Origin of the sequence: Shewanella sp. HL-SH5 (assembly GCF_051163755.1) — a bacterium.
In the GTDB taxonomy this organism is placed as follows: Bacteria; Pseudomonadota; Gammaproteobacteria; order Enterobacterales; family Shewanellaceae; genus Shewanella; species Shewanella glacialimarina.
In genome coordinates this window covers 2,734,209-2,746,851 of record NZ_CP195038.1, presented here as the reverse complement: position 1 = coordinate 2,746,851, position 12,643 = coordinate 2,734,209, and the positions used below count along the sequence as shown (strand labels likewise).

Sequence of the window (12,643 nt, the reverse complement as noted above, 5' to 3'; positions counted from 1 at the left end):
ATGTCTCCCGAGTCCTTAATTGATGTTTTTCGTGAAGCACTATCAATAATCGTATTGATTGTATCAGCGATTATTTTACCCGGTTTAGGAATTGGTCTAGTGGTTGCTGTGTTTCAAGCCGCAACATCGATTAATGAGCAAACATTGAGTTTTCTACCTAGATTATTGGTGACTTTATTTGCATTGATGTTTCTAGGACACTGGCTTATACAGACTATGATGGATTTTTTCTTCGAGATGATTAACCTTATCCCTGTAGTGATTGGGTAGGCCGATGGAAATATTGTTTGATGAAATCAGTCAGACAATTGCCATGTATCTATGGCCGCTCTTTCGCATATCAGCCATGTTGATGACCATGACTGTCTTTGGCGCCAATACAACGCCCTCCCGCGTCAGATTACTTTTCTCAATGGCCTTTACGTTTGCCATTGTGCCTGTACTCCCGCCTGTTGAAAATGTAGAGCTATTTGCACTTAGCTCAGTGTTTATTACTTTACAACAGCTTTTAATTGGTACTGCAATGGGCTTTGTGAGTGTGATGATGATGCAAACATTCGTGCTGACAGGACATATTATTGGTATGCAAACCAGTTTAGGTTTTGCATCAATGGTTGATCCGGGCTCTGGTGAGCAAACCCCTGTGGTGGGTAATATATTCTTGCTTCTTGCTACGTTAATATTTTTAGCTGTTGATGGTCACTTACTAATGTTTAGAATGATTGTCGCCAGTTTTGAAACTATTCCAGTATCGGCAGAAGGTATTAATATTACCACCTATAAAAATCTTGCTGAATGGGGATCTTATATGTTCGGCGCGGCACTAACTATGTCTATCTCAGCCATTGTTGCGTTATTATTGATCAATTTATCTTTTGGTGTAATGACCCGTGCATCACCACAGTTGAACATCTTTTCAATAGGTTTTCCAGTCACCATGGTTAGCGGATTAGTGATATTGTGGCTAACATTAGGTCCTATCATGGCACATTTTGATGAAGTATGGTTAGCAGCCCAATTATTGATGTGTGATATTTTACAACTGCAATGCCAAATTGATGGTGATGTTGCTTTTTAAGGACACAGTAAATGTCAGAAGCTGACAGTGGTCAAGAACGCACAGAAGAGCCCACCAGTAAGCGTCTTGAACAGGCGCGTGAAAAAGGTCAGGTTGCTCGCTCTAAAGAGTTAGGCACTGCTGCGGTATTACTTGCTGCATCGGTTGGCTTTGCTATGACTGGGCCTGCTATCGCCAAAAGTTTATATACCATAATGAAACAAATTTTTACCATGGAGCGAGATCAAATCTTTGATACTAATTCGATGTATCGAATTTGGGGCGTGGTGGGCAATGAGCTTGCTTGGCCTTTGGTAAGTTTTATTGCTTTGCTCGCTTTGGTATCTTTTTTGGGCAATATCGTTTTAGGTGGCTTGTCTTTTTCTGTAAAAGCTTTTATGCCCAAGGGCAGTAAAATGAGTCCCGTTAGTGGATTTAAGCGAATGTTTGGAACGCAGGCGTTAGTGGAGTTAACTAAGGGTATAGCCAAATTTTCGGTAGTAGCCATTGCTGCGTATTTCTTACTAAAGTTCTATTTTTACGATATTTTAATGTTGTCTAGCGACCATTTACCTGGCAACGTTTACCATGCTTTAGATTTATTAGTATGGATGTTTATTCTGTTATGTTCCTCGATGCTAATCATTGTGATTATTGATGTACCGTTTCAAATTTGGAATCACAATAAACAACTTAAAATGACCAAACAAGAAATTAAAGACGAGTACAAAGATTCTGAAGGCCAACCTGAAGTTAAAGGCCGTGTCAGACAACTGCAACGAGAAATGGCGCAAAGAAGGATGATGGCCGAAGTGCCCAATGCTGATGTTATTGTGGTCAACCCTGAACACTATGCTGTAGCGGTTAAATATGATGTTGCCCGCTCCTCCGCACCATTTTTAATTGCTAAAGGAGTTGATGATGTTGCATTTAAAATTCGTGAAATCGCTCGTGAGCATAACGTTGCGATTGTGTCTGCACCACCATTAGCAAGGGCTATTTATCATACAACAAAAGTAGATCAACAAGTGCCAGAAGGCTTATTTACCGCTGTTGCTCAGGTGCTTGCATATGTATTTCAGTTAAAACAATACCAAAAAGGTAAGGGGCGTCGTCCTATACCAGTCCCGTTAAAACAACCCATTCCGGATGAACTAAAGCATTAATAACACTCTTAGATTGTTTTTTAATCCTAGTAAATAGATTCTATTATCAAATTATGATTGAATTTTTTTGTTGGCTTAATTCTTGCTATTTGACTGTACGCGTCAAAAATTCATCAGTAAAAGGCTTTCGCGAATGGATGTAAAAGCAGTTTTCGGGCAATTTAAACAAATCCGACCATCAACCTTTAAAGGAATTGGTACGCCTCTGTTAGTGTTGGCGGCATTAGGGATGATTGTTTTACCGATCCCGCCATTCTTATTAGATATCTTGTTTTCATTCAACATTGCACTGGCTTTAGTCGTGCTGCTTGTCGCTATTTATACCGACAGGCCACTCGATTTCGCCGCTTTCCCCACAGTACTTTTAGTGGCTACTTTACTAAGACTTGCCTTAAATGTGGCTTCAACTCGAGTGGTATTACTAGAAGGTCATAATGGTGGCGACGCGGCGGGTAAAGTCATTGAAGCCTTCGGCTCAGTGGTTATTGGTGGTAACTATGCTGTTGGTTTAGTTGTGTTTTTAATCTTGATTATTATTAACTTTGCTGTTGTAACTAAAGGTGCAGGCCGTATATCAGAGGTCAGTGCACGTTTTACCTTAGATGCTATGCCTGGTAAACAAATGGCCATTGATGCCGACTTAAACGCAGGTATTCTAAACCAAGAGCAAGCGCGTATTCGTCGTGAAGAAGTGACCCGTGAAGCGGACTTTTATGGCGCAATGGACGGTGCGTCAAAATTTGTAAAAGGTGATGCGATAGCCGGTATTATGATTTTGGTTATCAACATGTTGGGCGGCTTTGTCATTGGTATGGTCCAGCATGGGCTTGATTTTTCTAGTGCAGTTGAAGTTTATACTCTGCTAACCATAGGTGATGGTCTAGTCGCCCAGATACCCGGTTTACTGCTTTCAATTGCAGCCGCTTTGATGGTTACTCGTCAAAATGAATCTGGTGATATGGGCCAGATGATGATGAGCCAGATGTTTGACAAGCCTAAGTCGCTAGCAATTGCAGCAGGTTTGTTATTTGTTATGGGTATTGTGCCAGGTATGCCACATGTCGCTTTTATCAGCTTTGCATTTATTACCGCGGCCACTGCTTATATGGTACAAAAACGTATTAATGAGAAAAAATCAGCTGCGTTAGAATTAGTCAAAAAAGGCCCGTCAGATATCAAAGATAAAGAACCAAAAGATTTAAGTTGGGATGATGTCCGTCACGTTGACACTATCGGTTTAGAAGTTGGATATAGACTCATCCCCTTGGTTGATAAAGGCCAAGGTGGTGAATTATTGAGTAGAATTAAAGGTGTGCGTAAAAAGCTATCACAAGAATTAGGCTTTTTAGTGCCAGCAGTGCATATTCGTGACAATCTAGATTTATCGCCAAATTCATATCGTATTCACTTAATGGGCGTGGTCGTCGGTGAAGCTGAAGTCAGACATGATTGTGAGTTAGCCATTAATCCTGGCCAAGTTTATGGCAAGCTTGATGGCATAGAAACGACTGATCCAGCATTTGGGTTAGAAGCCGTTTGGATTGCACCAGAGCAACGTGAGCATGCGCAAACACTAGGCTATACAGTGGTAGATACTGCAACAGTGGTTGCAACCCATATCAGCCAATTACTCAGTAATAATGCTGCTAAGTTATTAGGTTATGAAGAAGTACAACAATTAATGGACATGCTTTCTAAGCAGTCACCAAAACTTGTTGATGGCTTTATTCCGGATGTAATGTCGCTAGGCAATGTGGTTAAAGTAATGCAAAATCTATTGAATGAAGGTGTATCTGTGCGTGACTTACGCACTATAGTGCAAACTTTGCTGGAATACGGCACGAAAAGTAATGATACTGAAGTACTTACAGCAGCCGTTCGAATTGCGCTAAAACGTATGATAGTGCAAGAAATATCCGGACCTGAGCTAGAAATCCCCGTCATTACTTTGGCGCCAGAGTTGGAACAAATGTTGCATAAGTCTATGCAGGCGACAGGGGGAGAAGGGCCAAATATTGAACCAGGCCTTGCAGAACGCATGCAGCAGTCATTACTTGATGCTTCACAGAAACAAGAAATGGTCGGTCAGCCAGCCATTTTATTGACATCAGGCATGCTGCGTTCAACTCTGTCACGATTTGTTAAGTACACTATTCCAAATTTAAGGGTAATTTCGTATCAAGAAATTCCAGATGAGAAACAGATACGGATTGTTTCATCTGTTGGCCAATAGTGATAACGTCAGATAAAAGAGGTGCGTAAGTGAAAATTAAACGATTTTTTGCCAAAGATATGCGCGCAGCATTAGCGCAAGTCAAAGAGACCCTTGGTTCTGACGCTGTCATTATGTCGAATAAAAAAGTGGCAGGCGGGATTGAGATTGTCGCCGCCGTTGATTACGATGAGCCTAAGGCGCGTGCCGCAATGGCAACACCAACTCCAGGCTTTATGGATCTTAGTGAGGATCGCGTATCACTTGCATCTAACTCTGTAATCAAGGCAAAAACAAAAATTAATCCACCGCCAGCGGCAGATTCATTACAAGCGTTGTTAGAGAAACAACAAAGCCGCTTAAGTCAGCAAATGCCTCCTAAACAAGATGACTCTGATTTACCTGAATGGGCGCGCCAATTACAAGGTGCGACAGCTGACGCCAAGCCAGCTAAACCTCAGTATCAGCAACAGGCTGGATTTGATAAGCAGTCAAAAAATAATAAAGTCAGTTCGACTGAAATGGATGCGCTTCGTGAAGAAATGGCTTCATTACGTAACTTACTGACTCATCAAGTATCTTCATTGATGACTGAACAAAAAAAGCGGAAAGATCCTGTGGGTGCTATGCTTGAAAGTAAACTACTTGCTGCAGAGTTTTCAGCACCCGTTGCAGCTAAACTTTCATCTCTGAGTCAACACTATAATCCAGCGGAATTAGTGCGTTCATTACCACAAAGTTTGGCTAACTTACTTGATAACCAAGGTGATGATATTGTAAAGCGCGGAGGCGTTGTGGCTTTTGTTGGACCAACTGGTGTTGGTAAAACGACATCTCTGGCAAAAATTGCTGCACGTTTTGCAGCACAACATGGTGCAGATCAAGTTGCACTTATTACAACGGATCATTATCGTATTGGCGCCTATGAGCAATTAGCAACTTATGGCAAAATAATGGGGTGTCCAGTAAAGCAAGCACATGATGTCACCGAGCTAGAACAGATTTTGTACCAATTTAGAAGTCGTAAGTTAGTACTTATAGATACAGCGGGTATGGGGCAACGTGATATGCGTCTTTATCAACAACTTGATAATTTGACAGCAAACAGTAGGATCCCAATTCGCAGCTATTTAGTGATGTCGGCAACAGGGCAACGCAGAGTATTACAAGACGCGGTTAATCATTTTAAACGCATTCCATTAGCGGGTGTAATTTTAACCAAATTAGATGAATCTGTATCAATTGCAGGTGCATTGAGCGTTCTGATACAAAATGAGTTACCATTAAGCTATGTGACTGATGGCCAACGTGTTCCTGAAGACATAAAAGTAGCAGATACTTTAGCTCTGGCTAAGCAAGCTTTAGCCGCGTTAAATGAAACAGAACAAGTAATTTCTCAAGACACAAGCGCATGGTCGAATGAAATGACTTATGCATTCGAGTAAGAATATGACCCGTGATCAAGCAAGTGGTTTACGTATGATGAATCAACCAAATAACGAAAAAGTTAAAGTAATTGCCGTATCCGGTGGAAAAGGTGGGGTAGGAAAAACCAGTGTTTCTATAAATACTGCCGTTGCCCTAGCGGAAAAAGGTAAACGTGTTTTAGTATTAGATGCGGATCTTGGTTTAGCTAACGTTGATGTGATGTTAGGAATTCGTGCCGAGAAAAATTTATCTCATGTTTTATCTGGCGATGCCGAATTAGACGATATCATTGTTCGAGGCCCTAAAGGTATTGGTATTGTTCCTGCAACGTCTGGAAGCAGAGCTATGGTTGAGTTAACCCAGGCTCAACATGCAGGATTAATTCGTGCTTTCAGTGAGATGCGTACACAGTTTGACATATTAATTGTCGATACCGCGGCAGGTATTTCAGATATGGTACTGAGTTTCTCAAGGGCATCACAAGATGTATTAATTGTGGTATGCGATGAACCGACATCTATCACAGATGCCTATGCACTGATAAAAATATTAAGCCGTGAACACGGTGTATTTCATTTCAAAATTGTGGCTAATATGGTGCGCAGCTTGCGTGAAGGAATGGAATTGTTTGCTAAACTAAGCAAAGTGACGGATCGGTTCTTAGATGTTGCTTTAGAGCTAGTTGCAACCGTGCCATTTGATGAAAATTTGCGTAAGTCTGTGCGTAAGCAAAAGTTAGTTGTTGAAGCGTATCCAAAGTCGCCATCAGCCATTGCTTATCACGGCCTGGCAAATAAAATTATGAGCTGGCCAGTTCCACAACAGCCGGGTGGTCACTTAGAGTTTTTTGTTGAACGTTTAGTTCAACGAAAAGAACCACAAGAGGATAGAGTGAGTGAATAAAGCCGCCGCGTATACTCAGTTCGATAATAAAACATCCGTTGTTGAACAGTATGCACCGCTGGTAAAAAGAATTGCACATCATATGTTGGCGCGATTACCTGCTTCAGTGCAACTCGACGACTTGTTACAGTCTGGCATGATAGGGTTACTTGAAGCGTCATCAAAATTTGATGATACCAAAGGGGCTAAGTTTGAAACCTTTGCAGGCATTCGGATACGCGGTGCTATGATTGATGAAATCCGCCGTGGTGATTGGGTTCCTCGTTCAGTTCATCGTAATAATCGCCGGGTTGCACAGGTTATTGACGAACTAGAGCAAGGATTGGGGCGTGACGCTCGTGACACAGAAATTGCAGAAAAACTTGATATGTCGCTCAATGAGTACCATCATATTTTAAATGATGTTTCTGTTGGGAAAATCATAGGCATAGAAGATTTAGGTATTTCGCAAGATGTGTTAGTCACAGATGATGGAATACCAGATGATAATTTTGAAGCATTAGCTGAAACGCAATTTAAATCAGCGCTGGTGGAAGCAATTAAAACCTTACCAGAAAGAGATGCATTAGTACTTTCACTGTACTATGACGAAGCGTTAAACTTAAAAGAAATCGGTGCAATTCTTGAAGTAAGCGAATCTAGGGTTAGTCAGATATTAAGTCAGGCTATGCTTAGATTAAAAGGCAAACTCAAGCATTGGACACAACAATAATTATTAATTAGAGCACTAGAGTGTCAGCTCACCGGAGGAAACCTTGGACAAGAATATGAAGATTCTTATTGTTGACGACTTTTCAACAATGCGACGTATCATAAAGAACTTGTTGCGAGACTTGGGATTCAATAATACCCAAGAAGCAGATGATGGATCAACAGCCTTACCTATGTTGCAAAAAGGTGATTTTGACTTTGTTGTAACAGATTGGAATATGCCTGGTATGCAAGGTATTGATTTGCTGAAGGCTATTCGTGCCGATGATTCATTAAAACATTTACCTGTTTTGATGGTTACGGCAGAAGCTAAGCGTGAGCAAATTATTGCAGCCGCCCAAGCAGGTGTGAATGGATATGTTGTTAAACCTTTCACAGCGGCTACCCTTAAAGAGAAATTAGATAAAATTTTTGAACGTCTCGCTTAAGCAAGGATAAGTTATGCAGCCAATAATATCGGGGTTAATTACTCTCGAGCAGGCCCAGCAACTTGTCGAACTGCTTACTGCGGGGGAGCAAGATCAAGCTGACGACGTTGTTAGAGAACTCGCTACACCAATACAGCGTGAATTATTTGAAGAAGTCGGGAAATTAACACGTCAACTTCATAGTGCACTTCAAGATTTTCAGGTAGATAACCGTTTATCAGAATTAGCCAAGGTTGAAATACCGGATGCTAAAGAGAGATTAAATTACGTTATTGATATGACAGAACAAGCTGCAAATAAAACCATGGATGCAGTTGAAGAATGTTTACCTTTGGCCGATACAATAATTACCAATATAAAATCTGTTACCCCTATGTGGGATAAGTTAATGCGTCGAGACATAGAGTTGAGTGAGTTCAAAAAACTTTGTCATGATGTTCAGCAGCTTATGTCACATAGTGAACACGATACAACCCGTTTACGACAATTACTAAATGAAATACTGATGGCGCAGGATTTTCAAGACTTAACAGGGCAAATGATCCGTCGAGTTATCGACTTAGTTCGCGAAGTCGAAAATAATCTAGTCTCTATGTTGACAGTATTTGGTGATTATACGCCGCAACCGGAAACTGTTAAAAAAGAGAATAAAATAGAGGCAGAGGGCCCAATTATGCACGCAGAATTGCGTGATGACGTGGTCGCAGGTCAAGATGAAGTTGATGATTTGCTATCCAGTCTGGGTTTCTAATTAGGAGTCAGTTGAATGTCATTTGATGTTGATGAAGAGATACTCCAGGACTTTTTGGTAGAGGCTGGTGAGATTTTAGAGCTTCTTCAAGAGCAGTTAGTTGCGCTTGAAAATAATCCTGATGACAGTAATTTGTTGAATGCTATTTTTCGCGGTTTCCATACTGTAAAAGGTGGAGCTGGTTTTTTAAGTTTAAAACCTATGGTAGACGTCTGCCATGAAGCGGAAAATACCTTCGATCTATTGAGAACCGGAAAACGGAGTGTTAATGCAGAATTGATGGATATCATTTTGCAGGCAGTTGATGCTATTAACATTATGTTTGCCCAAACTCAGCAAGGCGAAGAACAAGATCCTGTTGAAGTCGAACTACTTAATAAATTGAAGCTACTCAGTTCGGGTGCACCTTTGCCATCAGAAATGGGCGGGCAGAGTGAAGAGCTGATTCAAGAGTCAGTAGAAGAACTCGTAGAGGAAATCGCGCCTGTCAATCAACCAGAACTCATTGAAGACAATGTTAGCGCTGACACTAATATTGACGAAATAAATGAGTCCGAATTTGAAGCATTATTAGATGCGCTTCATGGTCAAGGTAATAGTCCTGTAGCAACTACTTCATCAACAGCTAAAACACCTCAGCAATCAGTTCCAGCTCCTGTTGGCTCAGATGAAATTTCTGATGACGAATTTGAAGCATTGTTAGATGAACTTCATGGTTCAAATAAATTAAGTGCAGCTGAGAGTAAACCTGCACCAGCTAAATCTGTAGAGCCTCCAGTTCAAATGGTAGACTCAGATGATATAACCGACGACGAGTTTGAGAAATTACTTGATGAGCTTCACGGGAAAGGTTCTTCGCCTGCTAAAGTAGATACTTCAGTGTCAAGCTCTGCTGCAACACTCAAAACTGCCGCACCCAAAAACGTTGAGCCAGTAAAGGCCGCATCAGCTCCAGTTCCTCAACCTAAAGCACCTGCTCCTGTAGCAAATGTTGACGTGGTTATTAAAGATAAGGCGCCAACAAAAGCGGCTGCATCTGTTCCTCAGGGAGAAACAACTGTTCGTGTTGATACCGCTAGACTTGATCAAATTATGAATATGGTCGGTGAGTTGGTATTAGTCCGAAATAGGTTAGTTAGTTTAGGCGTTACTCGTGAAGACGAGGAAATGTCAAAAGCACTGGCAAATTTAGATTTAGTTACTGCTGATTTGCAAGGCGCAGTAATGAAAACTCGTATGCAGCCAATTAAGAAGGTTTTTGGTCGCTTTCCGCGGGTTGTGCGTGACTTAGCGCGTACACTTAATAAAGAAATTGATTTAGTTATGATTGGTGAAGAAACCGATCTAGACAAAAACCTCGTCGAAGCTTTAGCCGACCCGTTAGTGCATTTAGTGCGTAACTCGGTTGATCACGGGATTGAAATGCCTATTACCCGTGAGGCGAATGGCAAGTCAAGAACAGGTACTATTACATTATCAGCAAGCCAAGAAGGCGATCACATCTTACTGAAAATTGAAGATGATGGTGCAGGAATGGACCCACAAAAGCTGAAAGAGATAGCTATTACCCGTGGTGTGCTTGATGAGGATACTGCATCTAGGATGACAGATTCCGAAGCATATAATTTAATTTTTGCGCCAGGCTTTTCAACTAAAGTGGAAGTATCAGATATTTCTGGTCGTGGCGTGGGTATGGACGTGGTGAAAACCCGTATTACTCAGCTAAACGGTACTGTTCATATCGACTCATTGAAGGGAAAAGGCACTGTTTTAGAAATTAAAGTACCGTTAACGCTAGCTATTATGCCGACCTTAATGGTTGATGTATCTAAGCAAGTGTTTGCGTTACCGCTATCAAGTGTCAATGAGATCTTCCATCTTGATTTAACCAAAACCAATGTTGTAGATGGTCAGCTAACCGTTATTGTACGCAATAAAGCCGTACCATTATTTTATTTAGAGCATTGGTTGCACAGCCATAAAACTAAGTTTAAACATGGTGATAAAAAGCATGGCCATGTTGTTATTGTCCAATTAGGCACAAAACAGATTGGTTTTGTTGTTGATGGATTAATTGGACAGGAAGAAGTGGTTATTAAACCTTTAGGAAGTATGCTACAAGGTACGCCGGGTATGGCGGGGGCAACAATTACCTCAGACGGTGGTATTGCGCTGATTTTAGATGTACCAGGTTTATTAAAACAGTACGCCAAAAATAAAAAATAAAAGTTCCATTATTTAAGGAATGAAATGGCTATAAAAGTATTAGTTGTTGACGACTCAAGCTTTTTTCGACGTCGAGTCAGTGAGATTGTTAATCAAGATCCTGAACTCGAAGTTGTGGGCGTGGCTGTCAATGGCGAAGAAGCTGTTAAAATGGCGGCAGAACTTAGTCCGAATGTCATCACAATGGATATTGAAATGCCAGTGATGGACGGTATAAGTGCTGTTCGCGCGATTATGGCAAGTACCCCTGTTCCTATTCTTATGTTTTCATCATTAACTCATGATGGTGCTAAATCGACTTTAGATGCACTTGAAGCTGGGGCACTTGATTTTTTACCTAAACGTTTTGAAGATATTGCTACAAATAAAGATGATGCGATACTTCTGCTACAACAACGTATAAAAGCGTTAGGGCGTAGAAGGGTATTTAGACCTGTTAGCCGTATATCACCATCTGCTCCTACCGCTTATAGGTCTTCTAGTTCACTTACTGGCAGCTTAAGCTCATCCAACACAAATTTAAATAGTGCCAATACGGCAAGTTCGTTAACCTCTCGTAGGAGCCTATCGTCTTCTTCAGCTGACACCTCAACACGAACGACGTTAGGCTCAACATTAGGTAATGCATCAACAGTCCCGAACTTACCTTCTTCTATTCGTGCCAGTGGTAAATCATATAAATTATTGCTAATTGGTACTTCTACAGGCGGTCCAGTAGCCTTGCAAAAGGTGTTAACTCAATTCCCTGCAAATTACCCGCATCCCATTTTACTTATTCAACATATGCCAGCGGCGTTTACACCTGCTTTTGCTACTCGTTTAGATAGCCTTTGCCAGATTAGTGTAAAAGAAGCGGCAAGTGGCGATGTGCTTAAGCCTGGCTGTGCATATTTAGCGCCGGGTGGTATGCAAATGTTAGTAGAAAAAGCGGGTATATCAGGTCGGTTAAAAGTTATCCCTGGAAACAGTGACATGAACTATAAACCCTGCGTAGATATTACCTTCGCATCGGCATCTAAAGCCTATGGGGGAGATATTTTAGCCGTAGTATTAACTGGTATGGGCGCTGATGGACGTGAAGGGGCTAGAATGCTGAAAGCTGCTGGTGCCAATATTTGGGCGCAAGATGAAGCAAGTTGTGTTGTATATGGTATGCCACAAGCTGTTGCCTCAGCAGGCATTGCTAGTCACTCTATTAGCTTGGACAACATGGCTGAGTCAATTTTAAAAGAGACTTCCCGTGGCTAGTCAAGGTTTTAAATATTACCGTGGCAGCGTCGGTATCAATTTAATGCTTTTTTTATTAATGTTAGCGGTAATCGCGCTGTCGAGTTTATATTTTGACGCCCTTAAAAAAAATGATCTTTTAAAGGCAGATGTAGAAAGGTTGGCGGCTTCACAAGTGTTACTGATGGTACCTGATGAGCAAGCTGCTGATATTGCAAATTGGTTAGCGCAACATCCAGAACAAACTGAAACAATTATTGAGTTTGCAGGTCGTGATAAGAGCAGCACTTATGGGAATGTCGGTGAAAACTCACCCCAGCAAAGTGTGTTATTAGGGCCACAAATAGCAACAGAGTTCTCTAAAACTGAGCCTTCAGCTACTCAAATGGTTCACGATAATCCACCGACAGATGTGTTAGTGTCTGAAAATGCTGATGGTGTAAAAGTTATTCGCTTACCTCATGGTGGTATAAGAGTAACTACACGTGAACTACCTAAAGAAACTGAATCAAAACGCTAGCATGATAGAATCTC

The 12,643-nt window shown here is 41.2% G+C and carries 12 protein-coding genes; all 12 read left to right on the top strand.

What is annotated here, in order from left to right:
- Complete coding sequence (gene fliQ / locus ACRWQM_RS11985) at nucleotides 1-270, top strand: flagellar biosynthesis protein FliQ (protein WP_434928742.1); 270 nt, start codon at nucleotides 1-3, stop codon at nucleotides 268-270.
- A gap of 4 nt (nucleotides 271-274) precedes the next feature.
- Entirely contained in the window at nucleotides 275-1,078 is an 804-nt protein-coding gene (gene fliR, locus ACRWQM_RS11980) for a flagellar biosynthetic protein FliR (RefSeq protein ID WP_434928743.1), read from the top strand.
- An 11-nt stretch (nucleotides 1,079-1,089) separates the two neighbouring features.
- Nucleotides 1,090-2,223, top strand: coding sequence for a flagellar biosynthesis protein FlhB (flhB, locus tag ACRWQM_RS11975; RefSeq protein WP_434928744.1), 1,134 nt, complete (start codon nucleotides 1,090-1,092; stop codon nucleotides 2,221-2,223).
- A 133-nt stretch (nucleotides 2,224-2,356) separates the two neighbouring features.
- Nucleotides 2,357-4,456 carry a flagellar biosynthesis protein FlhA gene (gene flhA / locus ACRWQM_RS11970; protein WP_434928745.1) on the top strand — a complete coding sequence of 700 codons (2,100 nt, stop codon included), beginning with the start codon at nucleotides 2,357-2,359 and terminating at the stop codon, nucleotides 4,454-4,456.
- A gap of 29 nt (nucleotides 4,457-4,485) precedes the next feature.
- Nucleotides 4,486-5,880, top strand: a complete 1,395-nt coding sequence (flhF, locus tag ACRWQM_RS11965; RefSeq protein ID WP_434928746.1) for a flagellar biosynthesis protein FlhF — start codon at nucleotides 4,486-4,488, stop codon at nucleotides 5,878-5,880.
- A gap of 4 nt (nucleotides 5,881-5,884) precedes the next feature.
- Entirely contained in the window at nucleotides 5,885-6,766 is an 882-nt protein-coding gene (locus tag ACRWQM_RS11960) for a MinD/ParA family protein (RefSeq protein WP_434932034.1), read from the top strand.
- The gene (locus tag ACRWQM_RS11955; RefSeq protein WP_226410444.1) at nucleotides 6,759-7,478 is read left to right on the top strand and encodes an RNA polymerase sigma factor FliA; all 720 of its coding nucleotides are present in this window, start codon (nucleotides 6,759-6,761) and stop codon (nucleotides 7,476-7,478) included. Before ACRWQM_RS11960 ends, ACRWQM_RS11955 begins: the two co-directional genes overlap by 8 nt.
- A gap of 43 nt (nucleotides 7,479-7,521) precedes the next feature.
- Complete coding sequence (gene cheY / locus ACRWQM_RS11950) at nucleotides 7,522-7,905, top strand: chemotaxis response regulator CheY (RefSeq protein ID WP_007649667.1); 384 nt, start codon at nucleotides 7,522-7,524, stop codon at nucleotides 7,903-7,905.
- Between the two features lie 13 nt (nucleotides 7,906-7,918).
- Nucleotides 7,919-8,656: a protein phosphatase CheZ gene (locus tag ACRWQM_RS11945; protein WP_434928747.1), complete on the top strand. Its 738-nt coding sequence runs from the start codon at nucleotides 7,919-7,921 to the stop codon at nucleotides 8,654-8,656.
- Nucleotides 8,657-8,671: 15 nt separating this feature from the next.
- Nucleotides 8,672-10,882: a chemotaxis protein CheA gene (locus ACRWQM_RS11940; RefSeq protein ID WP_434930140.1), complete on the top strand. Its 2,211-nt coding sequence runs from the start codon at nucleotides 8,672-8,674 to the stop codon at nucleotides 10,880-10,882.
- A gap of 24 nt (nucleotides 10,883-10,906) precedes the next feature.
- Nucleotides 10,907-12,130 carry a protein-glutamate methylesterase/protein-glutamine glutaminase gene (locus ACRWQM_RS11935; RefSeq protein ID WP_434930139.1) on the top strand — a complete coding sequence of 408 codons (1,224 nt, stop codon included), beginning with the start codon at nucleotides 10,907-10,909 and terminating at the stop codon, nucleotides 12,128-12,130.
- Nucleotides 12,123-12,629 (top strand): membrane anchored protein in chemotaxis locus, encoded by a 507-nt coding sequence (locus ACRWQM_RS11930; protein ID WP_434930138.1) that lies wholly within the window; start codon nucleotides 12,123-12,125, stop codon nucleotides 12,627-12,629. Before ACRWQM_RS11935 ends, ACRWQM_RS11930 begins: the two co-directional genes overlap by 8 nt.
- Nucleotides 12,630-12,643 lie beyond the last annotated feature (14 nt).